This is a genomic window from Haliscomenobacter sp., from assembly GCF_040403615.1.
In the GTDB taxonomy this organism is placed as follows: domain Bacteria; phylum Bacteroidota; class Bacteroidia; order Chitinophagales; family Saprospiraceae; genus Haliscomenobacter.
Map to the genome: position 1 here is coordinate 38,351 of NZ_JBBAKG010000019.1, position 16,721 is coordinate 55,071.

Below are 16,721 nucleotides of genomic sequence, written 5' to 3' on the forward strand. Positions count from 1 at the left end.
GATTTTGGGTTCATGTTTAGAACCTATTGCGAAATGACCAGTGGATAAGCAGTCTTATACGTTGGTGAACTGATTTGCAGAAAGTAAGTGCCCCCTGGGAGCACAGGTAGCGAAAACTGTTTATTTTGTAGCCCGGGACTTAGACGGGTAGGTCTCAATAATCGATGTACAACCCGGCCAGCCGAGTCGGATAAATCAATCGTTACGTTTTCTGAAGCAGGTTGGATAAAATCCAGATTTATGTTATTTCTTACCGGATTAGGGTGAATGTTTATTTTTAATGCAGTTGGATTTAACGTACGGACACTGCTCACATCCCGCGAAAAACCCATTTTACTCAAAGCTGTTAGGATTTCTGGGTTATACATGAAATGCTGCCATAACAGGCCACTGCGTTGGTTCTCAATCATGTTGATAATGGGGCCTTGGTCGATGGCAAGGTAGCTGTCGGCATACCAATTGAGTTGAGGGTTGAAGGCATCGTAAAATCCCATTGGTCCCCACAATTCAGCCCCATACTGGCGGTAAAAATGTTTCAGTGCTGCCAACGATTCAGTAGGCGTGTAGGGAAATGAGCCCAGTGCTGCGGTAGGAGCAATGGTGCCATTGTCTTGCGGCCCAGAGTTGGGCTCATGCGCCAAATAACCCTGGATGGGATCGTCACTGGCGGTCAGCCCCCAACAGTTTTCACCGTATCCCTTGAATCCCTTGGGGTTGGCAATGCAATACGCCCGGTTGATCAGGGTATGGTTGCGGTTTTGACGAAAATAATTGGTGTACCTATCAATGATGTTACGAGGATCGAAACCCATAAAGGAGTAATGGGCAAAAAACAGGGGCCCGCCCAATACGGGCCCCAAGGGTAATAGAACACTGTAATACTGATTCTTATTGACGTAATTGCTGTTGCCAGCCCATCCTTTTTCATAAAGCCCTTCAGGAACACCGTGGGTAGGGGAGGCGATGCCTAGCAAATACACCATCATGCCTTCGTTCCAGCCCCTTACCGGGAAATTCATGGCAAACTGGTAATTTGGGGACCAGTGCCAAAACAGAAAATTTTGGTAATATTGACGGTACCAATCCCATTCAATGGCTTCCCAAAGCCCGGTTATTTTGTCGCGCAATTGTTTCTCCTCAATGGTTCCTCTTCCAGAGAAATACTCGCGAGCAGTAAGCAGGCCTTCAAATAAAAAGGAGGTTTCCACCAAATCTCCACCATCATCGCGGGTACTGAATGGAATGGTTTTTCCGGTAACCCCGTTCATCCAATGCGGGAAAACTCCTTTAAATCGATCTGCTTTTTCCAGGAAAACAATCATTTTCAATAAACGTTCACGGCCTTGATCTCTGGTGATGAAACCACGCTTGATTCCTACCAAAAGAGCCATAACCCCAAATCCAGTGCCACCGATGGTCACGATGTCGCCAGATGTGTTGCGCTCGCGGATCAGCCCTGAACTGGGGTGGGCAAAATCCCAAAAATAGCGAAACGTATAGGATTGCACCATGTCGAGCAATTGGTCATCGCTCATGGGGAAACTTGCGGTACTCGCAATGGCACTAGGCTGACTCTCCTGACCACTGCCTGTGGCTGTAGTGATGCGGTAACTCGCCTTGACATTGAGCCCCAGTGGCCGCACAAAATCGAGATAAGTGCTGTCATTCTTGCCCGCCTGGCCAATCAAACTAAAGGTCTTGCCTTCATCCAATGAACGGTAAACCCGAAATGCGGTACCTCCTGAATTACCCGTATTTTTCCAATTCAGTTCAATATGGCTATCATAACCCTTTACACGAAACAACTCAGGCGCTAGCAAAGTGCTTGTACTGGAAGCTTTGAACGTGCGTACTTCGTCAATCAATAGTGTATGCTCTTGTGCATCTGCTCCATTTTGACCAAAAATAATGGCCTTGATTTGTTTAAAATTAATCCCCGTTTGGTTTGGATCATTAAAGAAAATGCTGAGCGGCATCTTGATTTGTGTCCATACTTTGGCCTCCAATCCTGGAGCGAAAGTAGCCAGGTTGTATTTTCTGGATTTGGTGGCTCCGGGAGCACCCTCCAAAAATAAATTTGGCCAATCGCTTTTGTTTAACCCATTGGGCGCGTAAGCCCAAAATGCAAGTGTATCTGTGTTGCTGATGTCCAAAAATGGAAAACCAGGTGCAATCACCAAAGCTGACCAATCTCCTCCACTGCGTGAAATCCAACGCAAGCGTAAACTGTTGCGTCCTTGGAATGCAGTTGCATCGGTGGGGATCTTGTCTCCACTACTGCCCGTTTGTTCTAGGAAACTGTTGCCTGACTTGAAGGCCAGCCCTGTATCGTAATAGCCTGGATTGTTGCTATCGCTAAAAAAGGAAACCTCTTGGCATTGCAGGGGAGAAAAGGCCAAGAGTAATAAAAATGTAAATGCTAGAAATAGGAGGTAAAGTTGCTTCATGCTTGCGATCTAAAATATTGTTATGCAATCTAACCTTATTTTTAGGATAAAGTCTAGTATTGATACCTCACCATTACTACTCCATGGGTAAAAGTCACCGTCTGCGTATTCTTTTTGTAGTTAAAAATCAGGTGGTTAAATGAATTAAAGTCCCATCAGGAATTCTACCAGGTTGTCATCGCCATCTAATTCCAATTTTCGGCGCAAGCGATACCTTTTGTTTTCGATACCCCGGATAGAGAGGTGGAGTAGGGGAGCTATTTCTTTTGAACTAAGGTTCATGCGCAGGTAGGCGGCCAGTCTCAAATCACCGGGTGTAATGGTGGGGAACATTGTTTTGAGTTTTTTAAAAAACTCATCGTGCACCTGATTAAAATTGTCTTCAAAAACTTGCCAATCTTGTTCGTTCCCCAGATGTTCATCTACCAGACGCAACATTTTTTGGTAGTGCTTGGCCGCAGGACGGTCGGCATTTTCTGCTTTAAATCGAATCAGTTCTTCTTTAATTTGTAAAAGGGCTTCATTTTTTCGAATCAGGTGAAAGGTAGAGCTGGCCAGTTCTTTGGATTTGTTGAGTACATCGTCCTGAAGCTGAATATTGCGGGTTTGAATGCGTTGTTGGTGGAGTTCCCGCTCTTTTTCCAGTAAGAGTTTGCGTCGTTGGGTTTCAAGTCTTTTTTGGTGGATAGTGTTTAACAATCCAAAAAATCCAAGAAACCCCAATGCGTAAACGAGATTCATCCAGACACTTTGGTACCAATGTGGGGCGATATAAAATGAGCGAGTAATGATGTTGTTTGCTTCATCACTTTGCAATTCCAGCTTGTATGCTCCTGGAGATAAATTGCTGAATTCGTGTTCGGCAATTCTGCTCCAGGGTGACCATTGATTTTGGATGCCATTGAGGCGGTAACGGAACTGTTTAGAGCGGGTAAATGAGGTCAAGGCAAAGACAAAACGCAGGTGATTGCTGCCTGAGGGAAAATAGAGGGTTGCGTTTTTTTGATAAATTTTATCCCTATTTTTGAAATTGAGACATTCAATCCATTTCACCATCAATTTGGGTTCTCGGTCTTTTTTGAGGGTTTTCAGGTCATTCAATAGGGCGTATCCATTTTCAAGACAAAGCAGGTAAGTATCTTTTTGCAGTGCGATAATGGGTTCAAAACGATTGGCTAAAGAAATTTTAACCAAAGGTTTAGGTTGGTTTAAGCGATGAAAGCGAATCTGCTGGGGCTTAATTTCCAATTCATCCCCATAAGAGGTAACCAAAAATTTTGGATGCACATCTCCTTCCAATTTTAAGGGTAAGCAGCGTTTTTTGTCGGGGTGATAGGCGAATTGTTTGCCACTTGACCAAATTCTGACTTGTTTGTTTTTGATGAAAACATCCAGATTGAAATTGCTGAGCAGCCCATCAACAGCGTTGATGGTATCAACGGACACAACCTTTTGGAAAGTGGAATCCAAATCAAAGCAGTAGATGTTCTCGTAAGGATTTACAGCCCAAAGTCGATTTTTCGATTCGAAAACAAATTTTTGAATGGGTTCTTTGAAACCTTCAATCGAGTGACTAAATTTCCATTTGCCATCCGAGGATCGTTTAAAAACGACAAATCCAGTGTAGGTTCCCTCCAGCAGGTAATCGGGATTTTGGGGAAACTTTTTAAAGTACCAGCCACCAGTAATCTTGGAAATCTGCTGAAATTGATTGCCTTCAATCAAAAATGTTCCTTCATTGTGGCCACAAATCAATTGATTGTCAAAAACAGCCAATTGCCAAACTTGTCCCTGCGAGCCCGGCAATAATTGGAAAGCTTCATCTTTTTTAAGTGGCCAGGAACGAAAAAAAACGCCCTGATTGGTGCCAATAAACAAGCGATTGGCGTGAACAGCTGCCGCAAAAACAGCACCAGTCACCCCTTCCCGATCGGTGTAGTACAGCATGGGATCGTGAAGTGCCACGAGGTCAATTCCATTGTCCAGCCCCATCCACAAGTTTTGATCTTTGTCTTCAAAAAGAGAAAGTGTAGTATTGTTTTGTAAACCATTGTTCTTGCTGAGGTGGTACAGGGTCTTTGAACCTTTGGTGATAAAAACACCACTTAGAATGGTACCCAATGCCAGGCGGCCATCTTTCAAACGGATGGCTTTGTTGAGTTGAAATCGTTTTAAATCGGCGTTGGCGGGGTGTTCCCAGGGCACAAACTGATTCCCTTTTTGCCGGAACATTCCCTGATTACTTGTACCTACCAGGATACCTTTGGGGTCTGGGAGGATGGCGGTAATGGTGAAACCTTCAAAAAATTCACTGCCTTTGAGTACCGAGATTTTGTTGTGTTGGTCGATCTCATAAATGGGACCCTGAATGGAGGGAAGCAGCAATCGGCCATTGATTTCTTTCAAAAACATCAGCGGAAAGTAGGAGGGTACTCGTTTGACCGATTTTCCATCGAAGTGAAACATCAATCCAAATGATTGGAAGTACACGCCCTGCTTGCTGACCAGGATATGCCAAAACTCTTCTTTGCCGATCACTTTTTTTGCAATTTGCTTGCTGAGCGAAGTGTAATTCAATTTACCGAGCAGGTCGCGTTGCCAGTATCCAAATTCGCCGTAGCTGCCGCAATAGATTCGTCCTTTTTGATCAACAGCAACGGAACGGGCAACCTGGCCATTGGGTAAGGGATGCAATTCCCAATTGCTGCCGTCGTATTCCAAGAGGCCATTGTGGTTGCCAAAATACAAGATACCATTTTGATCCTGGGAGATCGACCAATTTTGATTGGCAGCCTGGTATTGGCTGGAGGTGAAATTGAGCAACAAGGGGCTGTCGGCTGCAAGGGCTTGAATACTCAAATAGAGCAATAAAACCAATACCGTGATTTTGTTCTCCACATGCAAGTGGTTAGGTAAAGAGCTGGCTTAAGTATGCGTTTCAAGGGATAAAGGTACTGAAAGAAAAAATAGAAATTAAACAGGGTTTTTGGGTTTTTATTTGTGGTGTGAAGTGAATTTTGGGCATAAAAATGCCCAGTTGACAACATCGTCAACTGGGCAAAAATAATGTATGAAACGGCTAATTAGAAATTGTATCTCAGCCCTAGCTGCAAGCGCCAAGGAGTACCGCCCAGAACACCAACACCGGTGTTGGCATTAAGGGTATACTTGTATTCCTGCTTGGTTTTGTCAAAGCCAGAAATATTCAACAAACGAGATTCGCGCGCCAGGTTGACGTTATTCCCTTTGTTTTTGTCTAAAAGGTTTACAAAGTTGAACAAGTCCGCACTCAGTTCCAGAGATTGTTTGCCAAAGGTTTTGATTTGTTTGGTCAAACGCAGGTCGATGGTATAGAAGAAGGGGTTTTTACCTTCGTTGCGTGGCGCAATTTTACCCATGTTGTCGCGGTAGTATTCCTTGGCTGCATCGGCAACCAATGGATTGTCCAACCAAGCTTTGATGGCAGTTGCCAGTGCCGGGTCAGTTTTGGGATTATTTGGGTCGAACAAGTAGGCCAGGTCATTCTGCTCGTTGAAGTCCCCATTGAGACTGGTACCGGCACGATAAGCGTGAAAAGAGAACGGATATCCGCCCTGACCGTTGAAGGTTGCACCCAACTGGAAACCGGCGATTACCGGAGTTGCTCCACTGACCAGTACTTTGTGACGGAATTGAGATTCAGAGTAGCCGTAGTTTAGTGCCCGTGGGTCATCTTTAACAGGGAGAAAGGTAGACGTATTGGCTACACAACAGTTGTAGGAAGAGTTGTCTTTGGTGCTGTTGTTGGTGTAGCTCGCAGACACATAACCACCTTTACCGATGCGTAGTTCTGCATCAACGATTACCGCAGTTTGATCCAAAATGCCGTCAGGGTTCAATTCCAGTACCCGTCCGATGTTGGGATCTTTGCGGCTATCTTGCCATCTGAGTACACCATTGGTACCAATTTTGTCAGCAGGTACAAATACACCCCGATTGTCTTCATTGGCCAAACGGAAGTAAGGCTGATCCACCAAGTTGACTTCCTGGTATACGTAGTTGTTGTAGGTATGGGCCAAAAGAAAGTTAACACCTACTCGAAGTTTGTCGTTGAGCAACAAGCGGTTATAGCTCAGGTTGGCTTTCCAGGTAAATGGAATTTCGAACTCGCGTCCGATCGAGTTGATGGTAGAAACCACTGGCTGGCCTGGTTGTACACCCGGGGCTTTGGTAGGATCTTCGCGGTAAGCTTTGAAATCTGGGAAAGGGACACCCGTAGATACGTCAATCGAAGCCACCTTGTTGCCGTCGAAGAGCATGTTGTTGGCCAGGTTGTAGTACATCGCCATGTTGGAAAAACCACCTCCCCCTAACTTGACGATGTTTTTGTTTTTGCCGCCTACATTCCAGGTCAATTGGAAACGTGGTTGGAAGTTGTCAAAATCCACCGGTGCAGTATCTGTATAAATTTTCAAACTTTCGGCAGCTTTGGCATTTGGTGCAGGCTTAGTCAAAAAAGCAGTACCATCCCAACGTACCCCAACCATCGCGTCAATGTTTTTAGCCAATTCAAAATCAACTTGAGCAAAAAGTGAAGCATCGATTACGTTGTAACGCACCCAAGGCTCGCCTTCACCAAGGTATACCTCGCGCACATAGCGAGAGGGGCGCTGTAATTCAAAATCTTGCATCGAGTTGAAAAAGAAACGGCCATTCAACTCAGAAGTAAACACATCTTCCAAGCGAGTGAAGAAATTGTCGGTTCCGAAGGTGAAATCATATTTCCCCGCAGAAACATAAGAAGTGTTGACCAGATGAATTTGGTTGTAAATGGTTTTTTCAGGCGTAAAACGTTGTCCACCTAACTGTACAGTACGAGTAGAAACTGCGTTGGGATTGGTAGCAGTGGGGATAGGAGAACGAACGTTGACGATGGCGCGTGGAATGTTCAAGGCTGGAATTTCATCACTAGGCACTTGAGCAGTGTATTCAGATTGGAATTGTACCTTCAGTTCATTCAAGAAATTAGAGCTGAAGTTGGAACGCAATGACACCAAACCGGTGTAAGAGCGAGATTCCTGTTTGTTCCATACCTCACGCAGGTTGATGTTGGAGTTATCGTTGGAGTTCAGCGGGTTATTCCAGGTTGTAAAGTTGTTGCGGAAAGTAAGCTTGTGCTTGGCATTCAAGGTATAATCAAAACGAGCGAAAATAACGTTCGACACTGTTTGGCGTTCAAAAATACCTACCTGAGGGCCAGAACCTACCCCATACACACGGCGAGCAATGTCAATGAATTTGTTCAAAGTGTCTTTGCGGATACCAATCCTAATTTCATCATCGGCAGTTTGAATGTCGGAGTTGTTGACCGGTTCGGTTTGGTTCTGACGGTCGATGGCCACAAAGAAGTGTAACTTGTCTTTGATGATGGGTCCACCCAAACTAAAGCCCCACTGGTTGGTTGTGAAATCCAGTACGCGTTTCTGCCCACGGATGTCGTTCTTGCTAGCCAACTCATCGGCACGGTTGTAGAAGAACAGCGTTCCTTTTAGCTCGTTGGTACCGTTTTTGGTCACTGCGTTTACCGCGCCACCACCCTGACGACCTTGGTTTACCCCGTAGTCATTGGTGGATACTTCAAACTCACGGATGGCTTCCTGTGAAATTTGCTGTGGACCTCCACCACTTGCACCGGCCCAAAGTGGACTGCGAAAGTTACCTCCATCGATGGTAATGTTGGTAGAACCAGAGCGATGGCCACCGATGTTGGCCGCGCCGTTTCCTTGTAGGGGAGACAAGGCTACTAGACCGCTGAAGTTGCGACCTTCGAGGGGTAATGCCTTGATTTGGTTGGCTGATACCGATGTTCCTGCACCGAAACTGTTCACATCGTTGATCAACTTGTTGGCTGAAATCTCTACTGCTTCCAATTCCAGGGTTTGCTCCTGCAATTTGATGTCAACACTTATAACATCTCCTTGATTCAGGTTGTAGCCCTTGAGTTGTTGCTCTGCATAGCCAGTGTAAGAAATAGTCAATGTGTACGGACCGCCCAATGGCAACTGCCGCAACTGATAACGGCCATCCAATTGGGTTGTGGTACCCGTGTAAAATCCTGTAGATTCATTGCGCACTTGCACGGTAGCGCCTACCAGGGCTTCCCCTTTGGTATCGCTGATTAAGCCTTTGAAAGAGGCATTGGTGGCTTGACTTAGCAATATGCACGGCAAAGCCAGGGACAGCGCAAGCACTGTCCATAAAAAACAATAAGAACGATTCATGTTTGGGTAATTGAGTGAATGTAAAATTTATTAGTGCGAAAATATTGGAGAGAGATTAAATGCAGTTTAGCTCAAGGTTAACAATACAACAAGTTTTTAGCACAAGATTAATTTCATTCAAACACACGCTTAGGAACGATGAAACCCAGGTAAAAGAACGAATGGCGATGCTGCATTTTTGTTTTCTACGTCAGCTTTCCTACCTTCGCTCCCAGCAAATCTTCAAATAACCAATGGCCAACCCAAACTGGATCAACTCAAACTGGATCAACTCATCTTGGCAACGCGTTTCTAAGGTGTTTTCTCGAAGAGGCAATTCGAGATCATCCGCTCCTGCGCAAGGGGTGCAGCTCCCAGTTGGCTCCGTCAAATACCAGTAGGCCATCTTTGTTGCCTGCATAGTTGATCCCGTGTTGATCCTGGGTAATGGACCAAATTTGATTGGAGGCCTGGTAAGTTTTTGCAGGAAAATTGAGGATCAAATGGACGTCGGCGGCTTTCGTATTAAAGCTTGAACATACAAATAACAGTAAAAAAATAGATGATTTTCATACGCCTGTCCCAAATTTATGCTTTGAGTAACAAATTTAATACAAAGGGGCAAAAACTGCTTTAAAATATCGTGATGCAAAAGAAACCCGGATGGACCATCGGCCAGCCGGATTTCAAATTTAGTATAAAGACCGATTCCGTGAATTATTTAATGCACTAGTTGATCAGCCTTCTTTATTTTTTTTAATTGAAAAACCCGCGATAGGTTAAACCCAAATTGGATGTCTCCGTTTAGCCAATCTCCATTAGCTTCGCTCAACAATGCTCTTTCATTCATACCAACGGCATTAGAGAAGTGCAATTGAAAAACATGCCCGCCAGTATCAATATCAAAACCAATCGAAAGTGGATTGTGACCTGAATTGGGAAACGGTGGATTCAGGATATAGGAATAGTCGATAATCAATGCGACTCGTTTGACAAGTTTGTAACGAGCGCCGAGCTCGATTGCCATTAAGTCGTTGTCAATTTGTTGTTGCTCAACAATATTCCGATGAAGCCAGGTTGGTGCCAATTGCAAGGAAATTTTTTCATTGAACTTTCGACCAATAATGAGCTGCGTGTAGTAAGCCAACCTGCGTTTAAACGTAGGCTCAATTTCAGGGTTGCTGAACGGGGCCCGCAAACCATTGTAGGCAGCTCCTCCAACCAAAACAAGGGAAATGGGTATAGGTTTACTCCCTCTGGTTTGTGAGAGTAAGCGGTATTTAGCAAATCCATCCATTTCTTTTCGATTGGTACTCCGTCCAATCCCTATGCTTAAATTAGAAGAGATACCATAATCAAAACTCATTCGCATGGAGGCATTATCAAGGCCAAAAAGATTGTAAAAGCCATCGCTAATTTTACCGAATCGGTGCAATATGCGAAAATCAAGGGCTCCTGCCCCCAGCATTTCAATACTATGGCTGTTGACAACTCGAGGAGATTTGAAGGCATTCACTACTTGCTCTTTTTCTGTTTCTTCACCCAATAAGCCAATAAGGTTATCCTCTTGGGCCATAATTGCTTGCCAGGACATACCGAGAAGCATGATCGAGCTTATGAAAAATCGATAACTTTGTTTCATCGTGTTATTTTTTTGTGTTTAAAATTTCAAGCTGGGTACTGACTGTAACTTTGGCACTTTCAGCAACTTTTAAAAAGACCACGGTTGGGATATCAATTTTATAGTCCTTCAACAAAACTTCAAAGCTAGAATTTACCCGAACTTTACCTTTCTCGATGGTGATGACCCCTTTGAAATTTGATTCCTTTACTACACCATGTAAGCTCAGCATACCCGTTACATTAACTGGGTAGGTACCATCTTTTGTGAAATCAACCTTACTGATTTCATTAATCTTGCCCTTAAAGGTGGCTTTGGGATATTTTTCGCTTTCCAAGTAGTTTTCATTAAAATGTTTCTGCATCAATGAATTCCTAAAGACAAACTTGTTGATGTTTACTGACCATTCCATTTGCCCTGTATTTGAATCAATTACGCAGAAAGCGCTATTGTTTTGAGCCTTAATATCCTCGACGTCATCAAGTTTGCCTTCTGCATCAAAGATGACTGAACCTGATTTGGAATAGTATTTTGATTGCCCTTGGACGAGTCCACTGACGCTCAACAATGCTGTCAGCAGGAGATACATGCGTGATGTATTCATGATAAAGTTTTTGATTGGAAATGAAGAGAAACCGGAATGTGATTTACCCATTCAGGGTATAGGAACTGGTCTAAATATTTTTTTTAGTTTAAGGCAAAATTATTTAAACGAGCTCCAACGCTGAGTAGTGAGGCAAGAATAAGTGTTCATTTCTCTGAGCCAAAGGATTAGAGAAAGTACTTAAAATGAACCGTTTAATTATCTAATTCTTTGGCAAAATGAACAATTATATTTTTATCGCCCCTGAGGATGCTATTGTAGACTAATTTTTCGAAAAAGCATAGTCTTGATTTTTAACCAATGAGTGACAGTTGTTGCAGGTATTTGAAGCGCTGCGAGAAGTTATTTTACTAGCTGCATCGATTTGGAACCATTCCCAACCATTGTGAGCCGGATTGAATGAGCCGCCACGTTTTACCATGGCAACAATCCCGTAGCCTCCTTTTACTTCTTTGATAAGGATCGTACCAATTGGGTATTGCCCATTGGTACCCCGTTTGGTATTTGGTGGTTTGATCCAGATGGTTCTTGCTGCATCGGTATGAGCTCTACCTTCGGCAGAAAGTGCTTTGTCCAAAATTGCAACTACTTCCCAGTTTCTAAAACCATCGAAGTCAGCGTCCTTCGCGATGAATTCTTCTACGGTCGACGTTGGCGGCGTATTGCTGTCTTCTTTCTCATTTCCACATGAGTTGAAAAATACCAGTATACCAAGCAGAATGGAACAAATGAAAAACATTGGTTTTGCCATGATTTTTTTTACAAAAAAACAAAGAGGTTTGGTACAGAGCTGTCCGTGAAAAGACATGTTGTGTTAATGAAAATGTCATTAGAATTGCATTTTAACTGATTTCATCAAAAGCTATAATGTTTTGGAAATCATATAGATAGTGCCTTAGTGATTTCCATCTATTTTAAAAAATTATCTCTAATATTTGTCTTGGTTTTGCATTCTTTTTTTTTAGGAAAATCGTCCATTATATTGCCCTTTTCATCCATTATCAAGAGCACTCTATTCGTTGATCTTTGCTTTAATTAATTGTTTACTTTAAATCAACGAATCACATGAAATCTAATTTTTTCCTGAATTTACTGCTGCTTTCAGTGGCAATTATCTTTACAAGTTGTGATGATGATAACGCAAAACCCACTGGCGTCAATCCTGATACTGCCGCAAAACAAGCAGTAGATCGTTTTTCAGCTAGTGCAGGAATGCTAATGGTAAGAAGTGCTACCAATGGCCTACCGGCGGCGAACGCTGCAATTGATTTTGACAAGACTCCATTTATTACCAAGGGTTTTGGCCCATCAGGCAACATCGTAGACTACTACAATTTTGATGTACAATCGACCGTCCCTGCCCCAATTTATGTTCCGATGAACAATGGCAAAACCATTGATGGGCAATTAAACATCATTGAACAAATCCCAGGTGATGCAGGATACAATGACTTTTGGGTGGTCAACGCAGTTGAAGTGCCTACGGATTTTGTTGCCAATAGTGTTACTTCATTGGCAGATATTAAGGCCAAAGGGTATACGGTCAAACCCACTACTAATTTGGTCAATTGCCCGGTCGTACCTGAAGGCTCTACCGCAACGAAACGATTGGGTAGTGGAGGAAAAGGCCTCGTACGTGGTTGGTACAAAGGCAAAATTGTATTTTATTTTACTTTTGAAGAAAAGGCCCTTACCGGAAGTACTGTCCCCCTTTCTCCTATTTATGTTTCTTTCAAAATCAACCCGGACAAACCAGGTGGTGGACCTTCATCTGGGTTTATTGACAATGGAGCTGGACTGACCCACAACGTACTAGCAACTCTTCCCGCAGACGCGAGTTACTCCCCTTTGTGGCTGGTGAATGTTTTTGACAATGCTGATTTTAACAAAGTCAGCAATTTGGCTACGGCAAAAGCTGCCAAAATTCTTGGTGCCGGCGTAGCAAACGTAAACTGTCCGGTGGTTAGCCAACAATAGAACCTGTGAAATTTATTTTTAATTGGATGCGTTGCTTATTGTATAGGCAGCGCATTTTTTATGTTTGAAAATAATGGCCAAAACGCGAAACTGTCCGTCAGCAAGCCAACACAAATGAATACTGTTCAAGTACAAAGACTAATTTTGAATTATTAAGGTATACTCTGCTATTCCTAGCTTTGTGCATGACAGTACGCTCCAACTAAGCTCCTGTAGGAGTTGACACTATGCCCAAAATTTGACGGAGTAAAAGGTGATACCCTCAACCCAAAAGCTTGCTTAACCATGGCTCCAACTGGACAACATACCCATATTTTCGAGAACAATACAGCTGCTGCGTTACTGATCAAGCCGTTTAATCAAGATTCATTTAGTCAAATACAAAGGCAATATCACTATTCTATTCTTTGGCTTAAAAAAGGTAGTGCAACGCTCAAAACAAATTGTAATGAATATGAATTGAGGCAGGAGACTATGATGTTTTTTTCTCCTTATCAGCCATTTATCTTGAGTTCTTCCACTGAAATAGTTGGTGAATTAATTCAATTCCAGGCTGATTTTTTTTGCATTTACAAACACGATAAAGAAACAAATTGTAATGGATTACTATTTAACAACCTGTTCAACCCTCCTTTTGTTTTTATCGAAAATGCCGGATATAGTAATGAATTTTTAAGGCTGCTTGAAAAGATTAAAGCTGAAATGAACACTTTTGATTCTTCCAAACAAGAAATGCTGGTTGCTTACCTTAAAATTTTTCTCATCCATGCTGCACGCCTCAAAAAGAAGCAGGAAAAAGAGCATGAAAAGCAACCTTTAGTGGACAATCATCCTTCTGTTTTGCAAACCTTTAAAGAATTAATTGAAGTCCACTTTAGAGAAAAACACTCGCCAAGGGATTATGCTTTGATGCTCAATATCACGGCTAAAACCCTTGGGAGAATCACCAAAATGTATTGCAATAAAACCCTTACTGGACTCATCTCCGAACGCATCATCATCGAGGCCCAACGAGAGCTGTATCTTACTGAAAAATCCGTTAAACAGATCGGAGCGGAGGTCGGTTTTGACGATGAATACCATTTTAGCCGGTATTTCAAAAATGCAACCGGGGTTAGCCCTGCTCATTTTAGAGAAAAACTTGTTGCATTTCACGTCATTGTTTTGTTTCCGTTCCTTAGTTGGTGGATAACCTTGTTTTTTGTTTTCTAATTCAGCTTTCCTACCTTCGCTCCCAGCAAATCTTCAAATAACCAATGGCCAACCCAAACTGGATCAATAAAACTTGGCGACGTGTTTCTGAGGTTTTTTCGAGAAAAAACAACCCGAAGTCAAAAGCTGCTGGTCAGGTGTTGCACCAGGTAACTTATTCTTATGCTGAAAAAGACAAGCAAACCCTAAAACTGGATGTCTATCAACTGGCTGAAGAGGTCAACCTTAAAGGTCGGGCAGCTGTATTGTACTTTCACGGCGGCGGTTTTTCGGAAGGCAGCCGCAATGAAGCGCGATATGTTCAGTTTGCCGAAAAGCTGGCTCGTTTGGGTTTGGTGGCCATTCCCTGCGCCTATCGCCTCACCATGCGTGGGCGCTCAATGAGCTGTGACCAGGCACAATCGGTCAAAATTGCAGCATTTCGCAGTGCTGCCGAGGATGTATGGTCGGCCACCCAGTATGTTCTCGATCACGCAGATGAGTTGGGGGTTTCTCCTTCCCGAATTATTTTGGCCGGTAGCAGCGCTGGTGCAGAAGCGGTGGTCAACGCTGCCTACTGGAAAGAGGGAGATTTGGGCGTAATAAAACGTGATCTTCCGATAGGGTTTCGATATGCTGGTCTATTGATGATGGCGGGAGCAATTTTGGACATCAATTGGATTTCTTCCGAGAATGCTCTGCCGACCATGATGTTTCATGGCGAAAATGATCCATTGGTGCCATATGCCGAAGCCTCCCATCACCATTGTACCCCTGATCAACCAGGTTATTTGCCTTTGTACGGTGCGGGAGCAATCGCTCAACGGCTCAAAATTTTCAATAAACCATACATTCTCATCACAGGTACGGTTGGTGGACATGGTTGGGCCGACAAACCCATGTTTGATCACCTTGATCGCATTGCAGATTTTATGGAAAATGAGGAAAAGCTTCAGGCATTTCGTCAGGTTGAGGAACGTTGGAGATGGGTTTGAAAATAATTAAACCGGCTCTTTAGAACGATGAAGACAAACTTTTCTAAATTTAGTGCTCGAACTGGGTCAATGTCTATATCGATGAAGTTTTCATGTCTTTCAATTGTGCTGTTGTCTGTGTTGTGTGGTGCTTGTAAGCCAGCCGGCAAATCTCCCCATGCAGAAGCGCTAATTGATGGGCGCCAAAAAGCAGGTGGCGATTTTCTGCTGGTGCCTGGAGAAAGGATTGGTCCGCTTTATGCCCAACACAGCCTGGAAAATGATTTGGTGCAGACCTTCGGCGCTCAAAATGTAAAACGCCAGGAAATCTATTTAGGAGAGGGAAATGCCGCACCGGGGTTTGTGATTTTTGGAGATACCCGCAATGCTGTGGAAGTGTATTACGATACCAGCATTGTTAAAGACCGCCCGGCACTGCTCCGCATTAGTGAAGAAGGTACGGACTGGGAGTCGAAACATGGAATTACGGTTGGTACCACGCTGGAAGAATTGGTTCGCATCAATGGAAAACCAATTACTTTTTGGGGCTTTGGTTGGGATTACGGTGGAGCCGTCAGCAATTGGAATGGAGGAAAAATTGATCCCGGATTGATGATTGTACTCGACGATACCCGCAGGAATACGCCAGAATCGTTGTTGGGAGAACGAGAAATTTCATCTTTGGCTCCTGAAATAGATGCGAAAAAGATTGTTGTGAAGGTGATCAATGTACGACTTTAGAATATAATTTTTTTTGTCCAGTATTCTGTCAAATTGTTTTGTGCTGTCTCGTGGTTAATTTTCCGCAGATGCGCATGTTATTCGTATATCCATAAGCCATTGAAAAATGAGAATAAGATGTTTGATTGTTGATGATGAACCTTTAGCGCTGGATGTACTCAATGCCTACATCACCCGTATTGAAGGCCTGGAACTGGTTGGACGCTGCGAAAATGCATTGCAAGCTTTTTCATTAATGCAAGAACAGAGCATAGATCTGCTCTTTTTGGATATTCAAATGCCCAAACTGGATGGCATTGAATTTCTGAAAACCCTGCAACAAAGGCCAAAAATTATTTTTACTACGGCTTACCGCGACTACGCCATAGAAGCCTTCGAAATGGATGCGGTGGATTATTTGTTGAAACCGATTCCATTCAGCCGGTTCTTAAAAGCATTGAGCAAGGCATATTCTCAATTTCAACAAACAGCATCGAATGCTGCTTCAGAATCTCCTCAAAATGGATTGGGTACTTCTATTATCATTGCTCCAGGGATGACTAACCTTTCTACGCTAACGGAAGAACCGCTTCCCCTTCAAACGGCAGACAGCATCATTGTAAGAGCGGATAAAAAAATGATCAAGGTGCCTTTGGATGACATTCAATACATTGAAAGTCTCAAGGATTATGTAATCATTCATGTAGGAGGCCGAAGAATAGTGACCAAACAAAAGATCAGTTATCTGGAACAAAAATTACCCGACGGGAAATTCTTACGCATTCATCGTTCGTTTTTAGTGGCGTTAAACAAAATCCACGCCTTTTCACCCAATCATGTCGAAATCAATAGTCAGGAATTGCCCATTGGACGCAGTTACAAAAGTGAAGTAGCCAAAGTTTTAGGATTTGTATAGGATCACCTAATTTTATTTCTGTCCCTAAAAAA

Annotated in this window: 11 protein-coding genes; 5 read left to right on the forward strand and 6 right to left on the reverse strand. The window is 43.3% G+C overall.

Going from position 1 to position 16,721, the window contains the following annotated elements:
- Positions 1-23: 23 nt before the first annotated feature.
- From ABW391_RS08450 to ABW391_RS08475, 6 genes are all read right to left on the reverse strand, one after another.
- Positions 24-2,447 carry a glucoamylase family protein gene (locus ABW391_RS08450; protein WP_353481410.1) on the reverse strand — a complete coding sequence of 808 codons (2,424 nt, stop codon included), beginning with the start codon at positions 2,445-2,447 and terminating at the stop codon, positions 24-26.
- Positions 2,448-2,591: 144 nt separating this feature from the next.
- Positions 2,592-5,345, reverse strand: a complete 2,754-nt coding sequence (locus tag ABW391_RS08455; protein WP_353481411.1) for a ligand-binding sensor domain-containing protein — start codon at positions 5,343-5,345, stop codon at positions 2,592-2,594.
- Positions 5,346-5,530: 185 nt separating this feature from the next.
- Positions 5,531-8,707: a TonB-dependent receptor gene (locus ABW391_RS08460; RefSeq protein ID WP_353481412.1), complete on the reverse strand. Its 3,177-nt coding sequence runs from the start codon at positions 8,705-8,707 to the stop codon at positions 5,531-5,533.
- Positions 8,708-9,407: 700 nt separating this feature from the next.
- Entirely contained in the window at positions 9,408-10,328 is a 921-nt protein-coding gene (locus ABW391_RS08465) for a DUF5777 family beta-barrel protein (protein ID WP_353481413.1), read from the reverse strand.
- 4 nt (positions 10,329-10,332) lie between these two features.
- Positions 10,333-10,911: a YceI family protein gene (locus ABW391_RS08470; protein ID WP_353481414.1), complete on the reverse strand. Its 579-nt coding sequence runs from the start codon at positions 10,909-10,911 to the stop codon at positions 10,333-10,335.
- Positions 10,912-11,173: 262 nt separating this feature from the next.
- On the reverse strand, positions 11,174-11,662 hold the full coding sequence (locus tag ABW391_RS08475; RefSeq protein WP_353481415.1) for a cytochrome P460 family protein: 489 nt from the start codon (positions 11,660-11,662) through the stop codon (positions 11,174-11,176).
- Between the two features lie 314 nt (positions 11,663-11,976).
- Between ABW391_RS08475 and ABW391_RS08480 the strand changes: the two genes are divergently transcribed.
- The 5 genes from ABW391_RS08480 (at position 11,977) to ABW391_RS08500 (ending at position 16,689) form a co-directional block, all read left to right on the forward strand.
- Positions 11,977-12,888: a hypothetical protein gene (locus ABW391_RS08480; RefSeq protein ID WP_353481416.1), complete on the forward strand. Its 912-nt coding sequence runs from the start codon at positions 11,977-11,979 to the stop codon at positions 12,886-12,888.
- Positions 12,889-13,173: 285 nt separating this feature from the next.
- Positions 13,174-14,100 carry an AraC family transcriptional regulator gene (locus ABW391_RS08485; protein ID WP_353481417.1) on the forward strand — a complete coding sequence of 309 codons (927 nt, stop codon included), beginning with the start codon at positions 13,174-13,176 and terminating at the stop codon, positions 14,098-14,100.
- 44 nt (positions 14,101-14,144) lie between these two features.
- A complete protein-coding gene (locus tag ABW391_RS08490; protein WP_353481418.1) occupies positions 14,145-15,074 on the forward strand; it encodes an alpha/beta hydrolase in 930 nt (309 codons plus the stop codon).
- A gap of 81 nt (positions 15,075-15,155) precedes the next feature.
- Positions 15,156-15,794, forward strand: coding sequence for a hypothetical protein (locus tag ABW391_RS08495; protein WP_353481419.1), 639 nt, complete (start codon positions 15,156-15,158; stop codon positions 15,792-15,794).
- A gap of 106 nt (positions 15,795-15,900) precedes the next feature.
- Positions 15,901-16,689 (forward strand): LytR/AlgR family response regulator transcription factor, encoded by a 789-nt coding sequence (locus tag ABW391_RS08500; protein WP_353481420.1) that lies wholly within the window; start codon positions 15,901-15,903, stop codon positions 16,687-16,689.
- The last annotated feature ends 32 nt before the right edge of the window (positions 16,690-16,721 follow it).